Here is a 14,125-nt window from a genome sequence, read left to right on the forward strand (position 1 = left end):
CCCCCAGCCTAGTCAGGACATGAGGCGGCGGAGCACCGTCGAGACCATGAGCCGCAGCAACTGGCGGACGACCGGGTCCAGCAGCCGCGGGACACCGATCACGGTGACGTCCTCGTCCCACGTGACCACCGAGCCGGAGCCGCTCGGCTCGACCGTGATCGACGCACTCCCGCGGACGACGCGGCCCTGCTTCTGCAGGTCGGCGCGGTGCGGCGGCTCCCACCGCGTGACGTGCATCGGATCGTCGAATCCGACCGGGCCGACCGCGGTCCTGGCGGTGAATCCCTCGGGCGTGATCGTGATCGTCGTGAGGGGCACGCGATGGCGCTCCCAGTCGGTCACGCGGGCGAACGCGTCGACCGCATCGAGGTGTGACGTGTACCTCACTACCGTTCTGGGCATGGGAACAGCGTAGAGTTGAATCCATGTTCAACAAGGGCACCATGCCGTTCACCTCGGTCGCCGACGTCAAGGCGCGCCTCGCCACCGCGGGCTACCTCGCCTCCGACGCCGTCGCCACCACCGTCTTCCTGGCCAGCGAGCTGGGCAAGCCGCTGCTCGTCGAGGGTCCGGCCGGCGTCGGCAAGACCGAGCTCTCGCGCGCCGTCGCGCAGGCCTGCGGCGCCGAGCTCGTCCGCCTCCAGTGCTACGAGGGCGTCGACGAGTCCCGCGCGATCTACGAGTGGAACCACGCCAAGCAGCTGCTGCGCATCTCGGCCGGGCACGACGAGTCCTGGAGCGAGGCGAAGTCGGACATCTTCTCCGAGGAGTTCCTGCTCCCCCGCCCGCTGCTCTCGGCCATCCGCAACGACGGCCCGACGGTGCTGCTGATCGACGAGACCGACAAGGCCGACGTCGAGATCGAGGGCCTGCTGCTCGAGGTGCTCGGCGACTTCCAGATCACGATCCCCGAGCTCGGCACGGTCACGGCCACGCAGCGCCCGTTCGTGGTGCTGACGTCCAACGCCACCCGCGAGCTGTCCGAGGCCCTGCGTCGCCGCTGCCTCTTCCTGCACATCGAGTTCCCCGACGCCGACCTCGAGCGGGACATCGTGGCGCTCAAGGTGCCCGACCTCGACGACGCCCTCACCGACTCGCTCGTCCGCGTCGTGAACGCGCTGCGCGCCATGCCGCTGCGCAAGGCCCCCTCCGTCTCGGAGACGCTCGACTGGGCGCGCACGCTCGTCGCGCTCGGTGCCGACACGCTCACCACCGAGGTCGTCTCCGAGAGCCTGGGCGTCGTGCTGAAGCACCAGGACGACATCGACAAGGCCCGCACCAAGCTGGACCTGGACGCCGTGCTCTCATGAGCGAGCGCCAGCGAGCGATCATGCGACTCCTCAGGTCGATGCGTCCGTACAGTCGTTTCGCCTCGGGCGCAGTGGCATGAGCACCCAGCTCGCGACCCGGCTGGTCGAGTTCGTCGAGGCGCTGCGCGCCAAGGGCGTCAACGCCGGCCCCAGCGAGTCGATCGACGCCGCCGACGTCATGCGCGTGCTGGGGCTCGACGACCGTGACCTCCTCCGTGAGGGGCTCGCCGCCGCACTGGTGCGACGTGGCGGGCAGCGCGACGTCTTCGATCAGACCTTCGACCTGTTCTTCCCGGTCGGCGTTGGCCGGCCCGAGGCCGCGCGCGACGCCGACGAGAACCTCGACGTCCAGCAGATCCGCGAGCTCCTCCTCATGGCGCTGCTCGACCGCGACCCCCGCACCCTGGCCCAGATCGCCGAGATCGCCGTCGACGTGCTGGGCGAGGTGGGTCAGCCCGGCACCGACACGGCGGGCTGGTCGGCCTACCAGACGATCGACCGGCTCCAGCCCCAGACGCTGATCGCCGCCGCGATGGCCATGCGCCCCGGTGGAGGCAGCGGCAGCGGCGGCCAGGGCCTGGGCACCCAGTTCACCGACCGCCTCGCGCGTGACGAGGTGCGCCAAGGCGTGGAGGCCTTCCGCGAGATGGTGCAGGCCGAGGCGCGACGACGGTCGGCCGAGCTCCGCGGGCGCGAGCTCGTGGCCCGCCACGCGGTGCGCTCCTCGCGCGACCGCGTCGACTTCCTCAGCGCCAACCGCCAGCAGCTGGAGGAGCTGCGCCGCTCGGTGAAGCCGCTCGCGCGCATCCTCGCGACGCGGCTGTCCGCGCGTCGCCGCCGCCGCCGTCGCGGCAAGATCGACATGCGCCGCACCCTGCGCCGCGCGATGGGCACCGGTGGCGTGCCGATGAAGCCCGTCTTCGAGAAGCCTCGTCCGACGCGCCCCGAGCTCGTGCTGCTATGCGACGTCTCCGGCTCGGTGTCGGGATTCTCGAACTTCACGATGCTGCTCACGCAGGCGCTCAGCGCGCAGTTCAGCAAGATCCGCGTCTTCGCCTTCGTCAACGCGATGGCCGAGGTCACCGAGATCGTGCGCGACGGCGCGGTCTCCGGCGGTGGCGACATCGAGACGCGGATCCGCGCCGAGGCGCGCATCACGAAGTGGCACACGAGCAGCGACTACGGCGAGGCCTTCCTGGACTTCCAGGAGTTCTTCCTCGACGCGGTCGGCCCCCGCACGGCCGTGCTGATCCTCGGCGATGCCCGGAACAACAACCAGAATCCGCGGTTCGACGCGCTCCACGAGATCGCGATGCGCTCGCGCCGGACCTACTGGCTGAACCCCGAGCACCACACTCGGTGGGGCCTCGGCGACTCCGAGGCGCTCGCATACGCGGAGATCGTCCCGATGCACGAGTGCGCCAACGTGGATCAGCTGACGCACTTCGTGACACGATTGCTTCCTGTCTGAGCGAAGGAGGGGGCCCATGCGCTCGCTGACCCGTCTTGCGGTGCTGCCGGTCCTGGCGCTCGCGCTGGCTGCCTGCGGCTCGTCCGGGGACGACTCCCCCGGCAGCGGCTCGCCCACGTCGGCCACTCCCGCGCCCAGCCGCGGCGTCCCGGCCGGCGTCGAGGAGACGCTCGACTCCCCCGCCGGCGTGGCCGTCGGCGAGGAGGGTCAGATCCACGTGATCACCTACGGCAGCAGCACGAACCCGGCCGTGGTCAACCAGGTCAGCGCCGAGGGCCAGAAGGTGGTCGTGCAGGTCAGCCCTGAGGAGGGCCGCCCCGCGACGATGGACTACGTCCCCACCACCTCGACGTTCGAGCTCCCCGAGGGCGTCGACACGGATGAGCCCGTGACCTTCGTCCTCGGCGCGTTCGGCACCGTGGTCCTCGACGCGATCGAGCCCGGCCAGCAGGCGTGGGTCGAGCGCGCGGAATGACCCGGCTGTCCACGATCCACGCCGACATCACGACCCTCGAGGTCGACGCCGTCGTGAACGCCGCCAACTCCGCCATGCGCGGCGGGGGCGGGGTGGACGGCGCGATCCACGCCGCGGGCGGTCCGGCGGTGCTCGCCGACTGCATCGCGCGGTTCCCCGACGGACTGCCCACGGGCGACGCCGGCTGGACCACGGCCGGCGACCTCCCGGCCCGATGGATCATCCACACCGTCGGCCCGAATCGGCACGCGGGGCAGACGGACCCCGTGCTGCTGGAGTCCTGCTACCGCAGGTCCCTCGAGGTCGCGGACGAGCTGGGCGCGCGCGAGGTCGCGTTCCCGCTGGTGGGGGCCGGCGTCTACGGCTGGTCGAAGGCGGAGTCGGTGGCGGCGGCCGTGCGCGCGGTCCGCACGACCCCCACGGACGTGGAGCACGTGATCCTGGTCGGGTACGACGCGGCGGCCCAGCGGGAGATCGAGGCGGCGCTCGCGGCCGCCGGCGAACCGAGTTGACTGATCCCATGGCGACCCGACTCGTGCTGATCGCGGACACCCACCTGCCCAAGCGGGCGAAGCAGCTCCCCGCTCAGGTCTGGGAGGCCGTCGACGAAGCCGACGTCGTGTTCCACGCCGGCGACTGGGTGGACGTCGCCACGCTCGACGACCTCGAGGCGCGCGCGAAGCGGCTCGTGGCGGTCTACGGGAACAACGACCACGGCGAGCTGCGGGAGCGCCTGCCGCTCGTCGCCCGGGCCGAGATCGACGGAGTCCGGTTCGCCGTCGTGCACGAGACGGGTGCGTCGAAGGGCCGCGACACCCGGTGCAGCGCCGAGTACCCCGACGTGGACGTCCTCGTGTTCGGGCACAGCCACATCCCGTGGGACACGACCACCCCGACCGGACTCCGCCTGCTGAACCCCGGCTCCCCGACCGACCGCCGCCGCCAGCCGTTCTGCACGTACATGACAGCGGTCGCCGATGCAGGTGTCCTGAGCGACGTCGAGCTGCACGAGCTGCCACCGAGGACTCCGGCGCGAGCGCGATGACCGCGTTCCTCCTCGTGCCGAGTCCTCTCCTCGGGCCCGCCACCTGGCGGCCGGTGGAGGCCTGGCTGCACGGGAATGGCCATGCGGCCACGGTGGTGGACTTCGGTTCCGAGCCGCGCACGCCAGAGCGAGTGCTCGACGCGGCCGTCCGCGCGGCGCCAGCCGGCCCGGTCACGCTCGTCCCTCACAGCAATGCCGGTCTCTACGCTCCTCAGCTCGCCGCTCTCCTGGACGTGGAGCGCACCGTCCACGTGGACGCCGCCCTGCCTGCCGTCGACGGCGGGCAGACGCGGCTCGCGCCGGAGCAGTTCCTGGACTTCCTGCGCGACCTGGTCGAGCCGGACGGACGCCTGCCCCGGTGGACCGACTGGTGGCCAGACATCGCGGACCTGTTCCCCGACGCCGCTGCCTTCGAGGAAGTCGCGGCCGAGCAGCAGCGGCTGCCCCTCTCCTACTTCACGAGCAGCTTGCCGGTCCCCCGCGGCTGGATCGACCGCCCCGCGACGTACCTCGCGTTCGGCGACACGTACGCGGCGGAACTCCGGTTGGCCCAGGAAGCCGGCTGGCCGACGGCGACCCTCGATGGCGGGCACCTCCACCAGCTGGTCGATCCGGGCGCCGTGGGCGCGGCCATCCTGGGGCTGGTCGAACGCAACGATTCTGTCGGTGGCGCCCACTAAGTTGGGTGCATGGACCTCAACCGGGCGATCACCGCAGGCGATGCGGTGCGTCGTGCGCGGGCGATCGCCGAGTTCGAGGAATGGGAGTTCGCCGTCCACTTCCACGCCAAGCGCACCGCCGAGATCGACCGCACCGACGAGATCCTCCTGTCGAAGGACCTGGCCCGGCGCGCGGTCACCCTGGACATCGCCCAGGCGCTGCATGTCAGCGAGCAGCACGTGTGGGCCCTGGTCCACGAGGCGGCCACGCTCCGCGACAGGGCGCCGCTCGTGTGGGAGTCGTTTCGCGAGGGCGACATCGACGCGGTGCGCGTCTCGGCGATCGCGGCGACGGCGGAGAAGCTGCAGACCTCCGAGGCGCTCTCGGTGCTGGAGCGTTCCGCTCCCGACTATGCGGCCTCCCACACGATCGCCGAGCTGCGGGCCTGGCTGCGCCGGTTCCGTGCGCGGCTCGAGCCGGAGCAGGTGAGCGCCGAGGCCGCGCGCGCCACCGAGGACCGTCGCGTCTCCATCACGCACAACGACGACGGCACGTCCTGGCTCAACGCCCTACTGCCCACCGGCGTCGCCATCGTCATCGGCGACCGCTTGCGTCGCGCCGCCCGGGCCGTGCCGGCGGTCGACGCGGAGACGGGCGAGAAGGATCGCCGCACCCGCGATCAGAAGCAGGCCGACCAGCTCGTCGAGTGGCTCACCTCCTGCCTTGACCTCGCCCCCGACATGGGCATCCCGGTCACGGACTTCGTCGGCCTCACTCGCGGCCCGGGCTTCACCCTCGACGGCGAGCCCGTGGAGGCCGCATGGGTTCGTGAGCTCGCCCAGTCCGAGCACACGGTCTTCCGCCGACTGGTCCTCGACTCGATCGGTGAGGTTCTCGACACCACGGTCCTGGCCTACCGGCCACCGGAATCACTCCGGCAGGCACTGAGATGGCGCGACGGAACCTGCCGGGTCGCCGGATGCCGCGCCCCCGCGCACGAGACCGACCTCGACCATGCCAAGGCCTACGACAGCGGCGGCACCACCAGCGGATCCAACCTCCGCTGCCTGTGCCGGAAGCACCACAACATGAAGTCCCACGGTCACCTCGACGACCGCCACCTCGGTGCGCCCACCCGACACGTCGAGAACTACCTGCCCGCTCCGCCGTTCCTCATCGAACTCGACATCGTCGTCCCCCGCCGTACGGCCTGACGCGTCGCCGCTGATCGCGAGGTCGGCCGACTGAACGCGACGATGTGGGTCACGACCGGGCCTCCTGCCCGCTCGCGTCGGTGTCCTCCGCGCCGTCCTCGGGCTCCCACCGCAGCAGGTCACCGGGCTGGCATTCGAGCGCCTCGCACAGTGCAGCGAGCGTGGTGAGCCGCACCGCCTTGGCCCGCCCGTTCTTCAGCACCGCCAGGTTCGCCGGAGTGATGCCGATGCGGTCCGCGAGCGTGCCGACCGCCATCTTGCGCCGGGCCAGCATCACGTCGATGTCGACGATGATCGGCACTCAGATCACCTCGTCCAGCTCGGACTTGAGGTGCTTGGTCTCGGAGTCCAGTGCGACGGCCTGCGTGAGCAGGGCCCTCATCACGTAGACGACCAGGGCCACTCCGGCCGCGACGAGGGCGAACCCGCAGATCAGGCCGACCAGTCCGGGCGCCACCTCGTCCCCGGGCGTGGCGTGATTGGCGAAGCGCGCCCACACGGCGACGGCGAAGATCAGCACCGCCGTGGCGCTGATGGCGCAGATGACCCCGTCGACGTACCGGAACGCCGCACGCGAGAAGACCGTGCCACGTCGCACCATCGTCAGCAGCCGCCAGATGCAGACCGCGACGACCTGGAGCGTCACCACACCCAGCACCCCGATGATCACGAGCGCGACGCCGGAGGCCGTCGGCTCCTCGTCGGTGTCCCACCACAGCAGGGCCACCATCCCCGCCTGAACCACCACGGATCCCAGCAGCGCGATCGCGATCACCACGCGCAACGTTGCGATAGCCCACTTGCTCATTCTCGACTCCTTTGCGCCGCCTCTTGATCGGAACCTATCGTAACTCGATAGGTCTGGCAACGGCGTCCGGTCACGGGACGACCCGGAACTATTTTTGGAGCGCACGCTCCTTTATTGTGGGCGACATGACGATGCTCACGAACCACGACGGACCCGTATGGACGCTCAACCTCGGCGACAACGAGAACCGGTTCTCGCCGGACCTGCTCGCCCAAGCCGTGGAGGACCTTCGAGGTCTCGCGGAGGGCACCGAGCCGGCCGTGCTGGTCACGACGGGCACGGGCAAGTTCTTCTCGAACGGTCTCGACCTCGAGTGGCTCTCGCAGCACCCCGACGAGCTGAACGCCTACGTCGACCGGGTGCACGGACTCTTCGCCGCAGTGCTCACGCTGCCCGTCCCCACGATCGCCGCCATCAACGGCCACGCCTTCGGTGCCGGATCGATGCTGGCGATGGCGCACGACTTCCGGGTCATGCGTGAGGATCGGGGCTACTTCTGCTTCCCCGAGGTCGACATCCACATCCCGTTCACCGAGGGCATGGCGGCCCTCATCCAGGCGAAGGTCACACCGTCGGCCGCCGTCGAGTCCATGACCACCGGACGTCGCTACGACGGCCCTGCGGCACAGGCCTCGGGCATCGTGGACGCGGTCGCCCCGCAGGACACGCTCGTCGAGACGGCAGCAGCGCGCGTCGCACCACTAGCCGGCAAGGACCGCGCCACGCTGGGCAAGATCAAGCAGGTCATGTACGCCGCGGCCATCGAAGCGCTGAAGCCGCGGGCGAGCTGAGGATGGCACGCGGCCGCCCCAGGGAGCACCAGCCCGACGTCCTGCTCGACCACGCGCGTGCTCTCTGGGTCGAGCACGGCGCGACGGGTGTGACGATGCGCGCCCTGAGCGCCCGTGCCGGTGCCGCCAACGGCGTCATCTACAACGCCTTCGGCTCCCGCGACAACCTGCTGGCGCGGGTCTGGGTGCGCGAGGCGGTGGCGTTCCTGCGCTACCAGCGCGACCTCGTGGAAGCCACCGTGCGCGCAGACGGACCTCAGGAGGGGATCGCCGTCGCCGCCCTGTCGCTGGCGACCTACGCCCGGACCAACCCGGAGGCCTCCCGCCTCCTGCTCGCCGTCGACGCCACGGACCTCCTCACCGGCAACGTGGGGCCGGACGAGCGGAACGAGGTCGAGCGGCTCCGGCTGGAGCTCGGCGAGCTGATCACGGGTCTCGCCGAGCAACTCTGGCGACGCACCGACCGTCGAGCCGTCGCCCTGGTCAGGATCTGCGTCGTCGACCTGCCCGCGAAGCTGCTGCTCAGTGCGGACCGACTCGACAGCACGCTCGCACACCACGCGCTGCGCGAGGCCGTGCGAGGCATCACGAGCGCCGAACCGCCGGCGTGACGGCTCGTCAGGAGGTCAGCGCGTCGGTGAGCAGGGCGACGAGGGTCTCCAGCTGAACGTCGGCCGAGTCGACGACCTCCTCGTCGGAGCCGTCGAGCGCCCGGGCGGCGAGGCCCGCCTTGCTGTCGATGAGCTCGACGATCTTGGTGTCGATCGTCCGTGAGGCGATGATCCGCCACGCGGTGACGGGCTCGTCCTGGCCGATGCGGTGCACCCGGTCGATGGCCTGGGTCTGCTCCGCGTCGGTCCAGGACAGCTCGGCGAGCACCATGTCGGACGCCACCTGGAGGTTCACGCCCACGCCGGCGGCCGACAGCGAGCAGACCACGACGGCCACCTCGGGATCGTTCACGAAGGCGTCGATGCTCTTCTGCCGCGCCGACGGCGTCTGGTTGCCGCGGATCGACGAGTACCGGATGCCCCGCTTCTCGAAGGTCTTCTCGGCCACGTCCATCACGTCGACGTGCTTGGCGAAGAAGACGACCTTGCCGACGCTGTGGGCCAGCTGCGCGGTGTAGTCGGCGGCGAGCCCGGCCTTCGCCTGGCCGATGCGCCGCATCATCGCGAAGACGTTCTCCTCGGTCTTCGCCGACTCCTCCCGCTCCCGGGCGGCGATCCGGCGCACGAGGTCGTGATCGACGTCCTCGGACGGGCCGACCGAACCACGGGACTCGAGCGCCTGCTCGTACCGCGAGACCAAGCGTTGGACGAGCTCACGCTCGGCAGCGCGGATCGAGCGTCCGGCCTCGTCGTCGAGCTCCACCCGGAGGTCGGCGATGCGCCGGGCCGGGATGTCGGCGGCGACCTCGACCTTGCGGCGGCGGACGATGCCCATGTCGATGACCCCGGATCGGGCCGCAGGGAAGAAACCCGGGTCGAGCGGTGTCAGTCCCGTGTCCTCGAGCGCGTGCAACAGCTCGGGGCGGGGCTTCTTCTCGTCGATCCAGCCGAGGTACTGCCAGATGGCGCGGAAGTCCTCGATGTCGTTGATCAGCGGGGTGCCGGTCAGCGCCATCAGCAACGGGCGCGTGGTGCGGGAGCGGATGCGCTCGGACAGCTGCAGGACGTGCTGCGAGCGCTGGGACGACTTGTTCTTGATGAAGTGCGCCTCGTCGAGGACCATCCCGCGGAACCCCAGGTCGCCGAGCCAGCCGACGTGCCGGTCGAGCACCTCGTAGTTGACGATGACGATGTCGGCGAAGCCGTCGATCGTGTCGCCGTCGCCCTGGATGACGGTGGACTTGTGCTGCGGGGTCCACATCGCCGCCTCGCGGGCCCAGTTGGACTTGACGACGCTCGGGACGACCACGAGCAGCGGGTAGGCGTTGGCGGCCTGTGCCGCCAGGAGCGCCTGGGCCGTCTTGCCCAGTCCGGGCTCGTCGGCCAGCAGGAAGGTTCGGTGCCCCTCGGCTGCGGCGGCGACGAGCTCGGCCTGGTGGCGCATCAGCTCCTTGCCGTCCGGCACGGGAACCGGAATCGGGTCGGGCAGGTCCATACAGGCGGCCGAGCCGCTGGAGGCGCGCTCGAACGACGAGAGCAGCGGCCCGATCAGCTCCCAGCTGGCCAGGCGACGGGGCGGCGGCGTGCGGCGCTCGACCGTCTCGAACTGTGGCGCGAGGAAGGGGTCGGCCAGCCGGCGCGAGATGACCGACTGGGGAACCACCTGGCGCCCGGCCGCGGGCGCGAGATCCTCCTCGACCGGCGGCTCCGGTTCGTCCGGGAGCTCGACGCCTGCCGCGATCAGCATGTCGCGCCTGAGCTCCTTGGCCGCATCGGACACCTCGGCGTCCTCGGCGAGCAGCGAGAGCAGCGATGAGTCCAGGGCGGCGGTCTTCGCCAGGATCGTCCCGATGCCGTCGAGTCGCTTGAGCTGTTCGGCGCGCTGGGACTCGGTCAGGGTCGTGGCGGTCTTGACGCGCGTACGCTCCTCGCGCGCCAGCAGTGCGACGGTCTGGAACTTCGTCCGGATCGAGGAGTTGGCGCGACTGCGCTGGACGCCCGCCTCGACCTCGCGCACGGCGCGGGCGAGCACCGGGATGATGCCCTCGTTCTCGACGCCACGTCCACCGCGCTGGCTTCGGGGTGCGGCCCCGGTGGAGCTTGACCGACTCCGGCCTCGTCTGGCCAAACTTCTCTCCTCTGAGTGACGTGCTGACCACTTCTCGGCGGCAGCACCACGGGACCTCTCACGAGGTCACTGCTCGGTCGCCACGCGGCTGACGAACCGAGGGAGCGGCCGCCCGAGCAGCCGCAGATCTGGGAACCAGATGAGGAGCGAGAGCCGCCGCGCCGCGGTCGGCCGACACCCACTGGTGTCCGTTGTGCCTTCGACCCAGCGCAGACCGGCTGGGCATGGAAGACGCCCTGACAGTGGCAGTTTACCCCGGTGGGCGTCCACATCCCGCGCGGGCACGCGGTGAGCCTCCGAGAGCTTGCGCGACGCTCAGACGCGGTCGTCGAGGCGGAGCAGGCCGAGGTGGGCGGCGCGAACGAGCCGACGCGGGACGCGGTGGATCCGGCCCTCGACCTCGACGGGCACGAGGTCGGCCGGGGTGGCCTTCCACGCCGAGCGGCGGTGACGGGTGTTGCTGCGGGACGTGCGGCGCTTGGGTACGGCCATGGGTGGCTCCTCAGGTAAGTGGTCGGGGTCTGCTCAGGCTGCGCGGCGGATGGGGCCGAGCCAGGACTCGAAGCCGTCCCGTGCCACCTCCCAGTACGGGCCGCGCTCGTGCATCTCGGCATCGGTCAGCACGCACGAGGCGAAGGCACGCTCGAGCTCGTCACGACCGTCGTCGATGCCGACGACGGTGATGCGGGTCAACGGCCGCCGACTGCCCCAGGTCTCGGTGGATCCCACGCTGAGCTGGCCGCCGGCGCCGTCCCACACGCAGACCTGTCCGGGCCGGCTCGGCAGCCAGAAGCACCCGCGGGACCGCCGGGGACCGCCGCCGAGCAGGGCGATCGCCTCCCGGAGCCGATCGGGGTGGAACGGGCGGTCGGACGCGAAGTCCAGCACCCAGGCCGCGTGCAGCTCACGGGTGGGCAGGGCGTCACGACGGACCTCCGTCACCCACGACTCGTTGCGGCGGTGGTCGTGCACGCCCACCTCGAGCGGACGGGCGTCGACCTGGCTGAACGACTCGGCGACGGGGACACCGGGGCGGGCGAGGGCCACGAGGACGTCGCGCTCGTCGTCGTCGAGCCCGTCCCCCACCGCGATGACGTCGGCGTACTCGACCATGGCGCAGGCCACCTCGGCGACCCCGCGGTTGTCGTCGGCACGCACGGGTAGGTCGCGCTCGCTCATGATGTCGCCACCCAGGAGGTCGTCGAGGAGTCTGTCACTGGACAGCGCCACCAACGACGCGGCGATGCGGACGTGAGGCACGTCCTCGGGTGCCCAGCCGATCACGCGGCAGACCTGCACCGCCTCGGCCGTCACGGGCAGCTGGGCGATGATCGTCTCCCAGCGCCCGTCCGCGCCCAGGCGCTCGAGCGTGGGGACGACGTCCTCACGGATCGCGCAGCTCACGCAGGCGTGCTCGACGTCGATCTCGATCCGTTCGACGATGCCGGTCACGTCACTGACGATCCGCCACAGGACCTCGCGCTCCGGATCGACGACGTGCCGCACCGAGACGGCACGAGGCAGGTCCCACTGCAGTGCGATCGCCGCGGCCGCCATGGGCTCCTCCTCGATGCCACTGATCAGGATCACCGGCACGCGGTGGAGCGACGTCATCCCTGCCGCGCCTTCAGTCGAGGATTCTGCTTGTTGATCACGTAGGTGCGACCACGTCGCCGCACGACCTGCGAGCCCGGCTGGTTCTTCAGCGACCTCAGCGAGTTGCGTACCTTCATCGACCCTCTCCTCCTTCGGTGTTCATGCCGTAGCGGCGGCGGAACCGCTCGACCCGGCCCTCGGTGTCGACCACGCGACCACGGCCCGTCCAGAACGGGTGACTCGCGCTGGAGATGTTCACGTCGACGACCGGGTAGGTCACGCCGTCGAGCTCGATGCGCTCATCGCTGGTGAGGGTCGATCGGGTCAGGTACGTCGTGTCCGACGACTTGTCCCGGAAGACCACCGGCTCGTAGCCGGGGTGGATGTCCTTCCTCACTGGCTCCTGCTAACCTCAGTTATTGATAACGATTCTCATTCTACAACATAGGAGGTCACCATGTCGCGCGTCTGTCAGGTCACCGGAGCCCAGCCAGGCTTCGGTCACCATGTCTCCCACTCGCACCGCCGGACGAAGCGGCGCTTCGACGTCAACATCCAGGCGAAGCACTACTGGGTGCCGAGCCTGAGCCGCCGCGTCACGCTGACGCTGAGCGCCCGCGGGATCAAGACGATCGACCGCCGCGGCATCGACGCGGTCGTCACCGATCTGCTGGCGCGAGGGGTGCGGATCTGATGGTCAAGCGAGGCAACGACATCCGCCCGATCGTCAAGCTCCGCTCGACGGCGGGCACGGGCTACACCTACGTCACCCCCAAGAACCGCCGCAACGATCCCGACCGGATCACGCTGCGCAAGTTCGACCCCGTCGTGCGTCAGCACGTCGACTTCCGAGAGGAACGCTGATGGCCAAGACGTCCAAGATCGTCGCCAACGAACGCCGCAAGGAGGTCGTCGCTCGCCACGCCGCGCGTCGCGCCGAGCTCAAGGAGGCGATCCGCACCGCGTCGGATCCGGCCGAGATTCGCGCCGCAGTGCGGTCGCTGGCGAGACTCCCCCGCGACGCCAGTCCGGTGCGCGTCCGCAAGCGTGACCAGACCGACGGCAGGCCGCGTGGACACATCGGCAAGGCCGGGCTCTCGCGGATCAACTTCCGCAATGCCGCGCACCGCGGCGAGCTGCCCGGGATCACCACGTCGAGCTGGTGAGCCACTCAGGTGGTCAGCGCGCGCAGGTCTCGCACAGGCCGAAGAGCTCGACCGAGTGCGTCACGTCGGCGAACCGGTGGTCCTCGGCGGCCTTCGCCGCCCAGCGCTCCACGGCGGGTCCGGCGATCTCGATCGTCAGGCCGCAGCCGCGGCACACGAGGTGATGGTGGTGGACCTCGCCGCACTTGCGGAACAGCATCTCGCCGTCGCCGTGGCGGAGGACGTCGAGCTCACCGGCCTCGGCCATGACCTGCAGATTGCGGTAGACGGTCGCCAGCCCGACCTTGTCCCCCTGGTCGCGCAGGGCGTCGTGGACCTGCTGCGCGCTGCTGAACGTCGCGCAGTCCTCCATGTATTCGCGCACGAGGCGCCGGGGCCGGCTGTTCCTGCGTCCCGCTTCGTTGGAAACCGCGGGGGCGGTGCGACTGGCCATGAGGCCGAGCCTATCTCGCAGCCCACGTCGGCTTTCTCACACCGAGGCTCCTCGAGGTGCCGTTCCGCCCAATCCCGGTAGACATGGAGCATGATCGGATTCCTCGTCGCTGGCCTCATCATCGGAGCGCTCGCTCGACTCATCAAGCCCGGTAAGCAGAACCTCGGCATCCTCGCCACGCTGGCGCTGGGGTTGGTCGGGTCCCTCATCGGCGGCCTGATCGCCCAGTTCTTCGGCACGGGAGACATCTGGGAGCTCAACGTCCTGGGCTTCGTCCTCGCGGTGATCGCTGCCGTCCTGCTCATCGGCGTCGCCGAGGGCCTGGCCGGAAAGCGCAACCACACGCGCGCCTGACCCCATCGACGCATCACCACCATCGCGGCGGGTGGCCTGAGGAGACTCGGGCCACCCGCCGCG

Annotated in this window: 22 protein-coding genes; 13 read left to right on the plus strand and 9 right to left on the minus strand. The window is 70.4% G+C overall.

Annotated features, from left to right (window positions below; all coding sequences use genetic code 11):
• Window positions 1-12 precede the first annotated feature (12 nt).
• Window positions 13-402 carry an SRPBCC family protein gene (locus B2363_RS05350; RefSeq protein ID WP_286928943.1) on the minus strand — a complete coding sequence of 130 codons (390 nt, stop codon included), beginning with the start codon at window positions 400-402 and terminating at the stop codon, window positions 13-15.
• A gap of 23 nt (window positions 403-425) precedes the next feature.
• Between B2363_RS05350 and B2363_RS05355 the strand changes: the two genes are divergently transcribed.
• The 7 genes from B2363_RS05355 to B2363_RS05385 all read left to right on the plus strand — a co-directional run bounded on the left by B2363_RS05355 (window position 426) and on the right by B2363_RS05385 (window position 6,175).
• Window positions 426-1,310, plus strand: a complete 885-nt coding sequence (locus B2363_RS05355) for an AAA family ATPase (protein WP_286928945.1) — start codon at window positions 426-428, stop codon at window positions 1,308-1,310.
• Window positions 1,311-1,386: 76 nt separating this feature from the next.
• Window positions 1,387-2,781 carry a VWA domain-containing protein gene (locus B2363_RS05360; RefSeq protein WP_286928947.1) on the plus strand — a complete coding sequence of 465 codons (1,395 nt, stop codon included), beginning with the start codon at window positions 1,387-1,389 and terminating at the stop codon, window positions 2,779-2,781.
• A gap of 16 nt (window positions 2,782-2,797) precedes the next feature.
• Window positions 2,798-3,256: a hypothetical protein gene (locus B2363_RS05365; RefSeq protein ID WP_286928948.1), complete on the plus strand. Its 459-nt coding sequence runs from the start codon at window positions 2,798-2,800 to the stop codon at window positions 3,254-3,256.
• The gene (locus B2363_RS05370) at window positions 3,253-3,768 is read left to right on the plus strand and encodes a macro domain-containing protein (RefSeq protein WP_286928950.1); all 516 of its coding nucleotides are present in this window, start codon (window positions 3,253-3,255) and stop codon (window positions 3,766-3,768) included. Before B2363_RS05365 ends, B2363_RS05370 begins: the two co-directional genes overlap by 4 nt.
• 8 nt (window positions 3,769-3,776) lie before the next feature.
• A complete protein-coding gene (locus B2363_RS05375; RefSeq protein ID WP_286928951.1) occupies window positions 3,777-4,301 on the plus strand; it encodes a metallophosphoesterase family protein in 525 nt (174 codons plus the stop codon).
• The gene (locus B2363_RS05380) at window positions 4,298-4,981 is read left to right on the plus strand and encodes a hypothetical protein (RefSeq protein ID WP_286928953.1); all 684 of its coding nucleotides are present in this window, start codon (window positions 4,298-4,300) and stop codon (window positions 4,979-4,981) included. Before B2363_RS05375 ends, B2363_RS05380 begins: the two co-directional genes overlap by 4 nt.
• Window positions 4,982-4,990: 9 nt before the next feature.
• Window positions 4,991-6,175 carry an HNH endonuclease signature motif containing protein gene (locus tag B2363_RS05385; protein WP_286928955.1) on the plus strand — a complete coding sequence of 395 codons (1,185 nt, stop codon included), beginning with the start codon at window positions 4,991-4,993 and terminating at the stop codon, window positions 6,173-6,175.
• Between the two features lie 49 nt (window positions 6,176-6,224).
• Here B2363_RS05385 and B2363_RS05390 read toward each other — a convergent pair whose 3' ends face one another.
• On the minus strand, window positions 6,225-6,476 hold the full coding sequence (locus tag B2363_RS05390; protein ID WP_286928956.1) for a helix-turn-helix domain-containing protein: 252 nt from the start codon (window positions 6,474-6,476) through the stop codon (window positions 6,225-6,227).
• Window positions 6,477-6,983: a DUF2975 domain-containing protein gene (locus B2363_RS05395; RefSeq protein WP_286928957.1), complete on the minus strand. Its 507-nt coding sequence runs from the start codon at window positions 6,981-6,983 to the stop codon at window positions 6,477-6,479.
• 125 nt (window positions 6,984-7,108) lie between these two features.
• Between B2363_RS05395 and B2363_RS05400 the strand changes: the two genes are divergently transcribed.
• Entirely contained in the window at window positions 7,109-7,774 is a 666-nt protein-coding gene (locus B2363_RS05400; RefSeq protein WP_286928959.1) for an enoyl-CoA hydratase/isomerase family protein, read from the plus strand.
• Between the two features lie 2 nt (window positions 7,775-7,776).
• A complete protein-coding gene (locus B2363_RS05405; RefSeq protein WP_286928960.1) occupies window positions 7,777-8,385 on the plus strand; it encodes a TetR/AcrR family transcriptional regulator in 609 nt (202 codons plus the stop codon).
• A 7-nt stretch (window positions 8,386-8,392) separates the two neighbouring features.
• Here B2363_RS05405 and B2363_RS05410 read toward each other — a convergent pair whose 3' ends face one another.
• From B2363_RS05410 to B2363_RS05430, 5 genes are all read right to left on the minus strand, one after another.
• Complete coding sequence (locus B2363_RS05410) at window positions 8,393-10,417, minus strand: DEAD/DEAH box helicase (RefSeq protein WP_313600936.1); 2,025 nt, start codon at window positions 10,415-10,417, stop codon at window positions 8,393-8,395.
• A 411-nt stretch (window positions 10,418-10,828) separates the two neighbouring features.
• Window positions 10,829-11,005: a 50S ribosomal protein L32 gene (rpmF, locus tag B2363_RS05415; RefSeq protein WP_286928964.1), complete on the minus strand. Its 177-nt coding sequence runs from the start codon at window positions 11,003-11,005 to the stop codon at window positions 10,829-10,831.
• Between the two features lie 33 nt (window positions 11,006-11,038).
• Window positions 11,039-12,127: a GTP-binding protein gene (locus B2363_RS05420; RefSeq protein WP_286928965.1), complete on the minus strand. Its 1,089-nt coding sequence runs from the start codon at window positions 12,125-12,127 to the stop codon at window positions 11,039-11,041.
• Window positions 12,124-12,246, minus strand: a complete 123-nt coding sequence (gene ykgO / locus B2363_RS05425; protein WP_023645249.1) for a type B 50S ribosomal protein L36 — start codon at window positions 12,244-12,246, stop codon at window positions 12,124-12,126. The genes B2363_RS05420 and ykgO overlap by 4 nt, the downstream gene beginning before the upstream one ends.
• A complete protein-coding gene (locus B2363_RS05430) occupies window positions 12,243-12,506 on the minus strand; it encodes a type B 50S ribosomal protein L31 (RefSeq protein WP_286928967.1) in 264 nt (87 codons plus the stop codon). Before B2363_RS05430 ends, ykgO begins: the two co-directional genes overlap by 4 nt.
• A 60-nt stretch (window positions 12,507-12,566) precedes the next feature.
• Between B2363_RS05430 and rpmB the strand changes: the two genes are divergently transcribed.
• From rpmB to rpsN, 3 genes are read left to right on the plus strand one after another with little or no spacing between them, the layout of a single operon-like run.
• The gene (rpmB, locus tag B2363_RS05435; RefSeq protein ID WP_286928968.1) at window positions 12,567-12,803 is read left to right on the plus strand and encodes a 50S ribosomal protein L28; all 237 of its coding nucleotides are present in this window, start codon (window positions 12,567-12,569) and stop codon (window positions 12,801-12,803) included.
• Window positions 12,803-12,973, plus strand: a complete 171-nt coding sequence (rpmG, locus tag B2363_RS05440; RefSeq protein ID WP_286928969.1) for a 50S ribosomal protein L33 — start codon at window positions 12,803-12,805, stop codon at window positions 12,971-12,973. Before rpmB ends, rpmG begins: the two co-directional genes overlap by 1 nt.
• Window positions 12,973-13,275, plus strand: a complete 303-nt coding sequence (rpsN, locus tag B2363_RS05445; RefSeq protein ID WP_286928971.1) for a 30S ribosomal protein S14 — start codon at window positions 12,973-12,975, stop codon at window positions 13,273-13,275. Before rpmG ends, rpsN begins: the two co-directional genes overlap by 1 nt.
• 13 nt (window positions 13,276-13,288) lie before the next feature.
• Here the strand turns inward: rpsN and B2363_RS05450 are convergent, their stop codons facing one another.
• Window positions 13,289-13,708, minus strand: a complete 420-nt coding sequence (locus B2363_RS05450; RefSeq protein ID WP_286928972.1) for a Fur family transcriptional regulator — start codon at window positions 13,706-13,708, stop codon at window positions 13,289-13,291.
• Window positions 13,709-13,798: 90 nt separating this feature from the next.
• Here B2363_RS05450 and B2363_RS05455 point away from each other — a divergent pair, with 90 nt between their 5' ends.
• Window positions 13,799-14,062: a GlsB/YeaQ/YmgE family stress response membrane protein gene (locus B2363_RS05455; RefSeq protein WP_181755638.1), complete on the plus strand. Its 264-nt coding sequence runs from the start codon at window positions 13,799-13,801 to the stop codon at window positions 14,060-14,062.
• Window positions 14,063-14,125: the final 63 nt, after the last annotated feature.

This window comes from Aeromicrobium sp. UBA7512 (assembly GCF_002476985.1).
GTDB classification, from domain to species: domain Bacteria; phylum Actinomycetota; class Actinomycetes; order Propionibacteriales; family Nocardioidaceae; genus Aeromicrobium; species Aeromicrobium phoceense.

Coding starts and splice junctions, on each gene's coding strand:
- B2363_RS05350 (WP_286928943.1), bottom strand. CDS start 402: ATGCCCAGAACGGTAGTGAGGTACACGTCACACCTCGATGCGGTCGAC.
- B2363_RS05355 (WP_286928945.1), top strand. CDS start 426: ATGTTCAACAAGGGCACCATGCCGTTCACCTCGGTCGCCGACGTCAAG.
- B2363_RS05360 (WP_286928947.1), top strand. CDS start 1,387: ATGAGCACCCAGCTCGCGACCCGGCTGGTCGAGTTCGTCGAGGCGCTG.
- B2363_RS05365 (WP_286928948.1), top strand. CDS start 2,798: ATGCGCTCGCTGACCCGTCTTGCGGTGCTGCCGGTCCTGGCGCTCGCG.
- B2363_RS05370 (WP_286928950.1), top strand. CDS start 3,253: ATGACCCGGCTGTCCACGATCCACGCCGACATCACGACCCTCGAGGTC.
- B2363_RS05375 (WP_286928951.1), top strand. CDS start 3,777: ATGGCGACCCGACTCGTGCTGATCGCGGACACCCACCTGCCCAAGCGG.
- B2363_RS05380 (WP_286928953.1), top strand. CDS start 4,298: ATGACCGCGTTCCTCCTCGTGCCGAGTCCTCTCCTCGGGCCCGCCACC.
- B2363_RS05385 (WP_286928955.1), top strand. CDS start 4,991: ATGGACCTCAACCGGGCGATCACCGCAGGCGATGCGGTGCGTCGTGCG.
- B2363_RS05395 (WP_286928957.1), bottom strand. CDS start 6,983: ATGAGCAAGTGGGCTATCGCAACGTTGCGCGTGGTGATCGCGATCGCG.
- B2363_RS05400 (WP_286928959.1), top strand. CDS start 7,109: ATGACGATGCTCACGAACCACGACGGACCCGTATGGACGCTCAACCTC.
- B2363_RS05405 (WP_286928960.1), top strand. CDS start 7,777: ATGGCACGCGGCCGCCCCAGGGAGCACCAGCCCGACGTCCTGCTCGAC.
- rpmF (WP_286928964.1), bottom strand. CDS start 11,005: ATGGCCGTACCCAAGCGCCGCACGTCCCGCAGCAACACCCGTCACCGC.
- B2363_RS05420 (WP_286928965.1), bottom strand. CDS start 12,127: ATGACGTCGCTCCACCGCGTGCCGGTGATCCTGATCAGTGGCATCGAG.
- ykgO (WP_023645249.1), bottom strand. CDS start 12,246: ATGAAGGTACGCAACTCGCTGAGGTCGCTGAAGAACCAGCCGGGCTCG.
- rpmB (WP_286928968.1), top strand. CDS start 12,567: ATGTCGCGCGTCTGTCAGGTCACCGGAGCCCAGCCAGGCTTCGGTCAC.
- rpmG (WP_286928969.1), top strand. CDS start 12,803: ATGGTCAAGCGAGGCAACGACATCCGCCCGATCGTCAAGCTCCGCTCG.
- rpsN (WP_286928971.1), top strand. CDS start 12,973: ATGGCCAAGACGTCCAAGATCGTCGCCAACGAACGCCGCAAGGAGGTC.
- B2363_RS05450 (WP_286928972.1), bottom strand. CDS start 13,708: ATGGCCAGTCGCACCGCCCCCGCGGTTTCCAACGAAGCGGGACGCAGG.
- B2363_RS05455 (WP_181755638.1), top strand. CDS start 13,799: ATGATCGGATTCCTCGTCGCTGGCCTCATCATCGGAGCGCTCGCTCGA.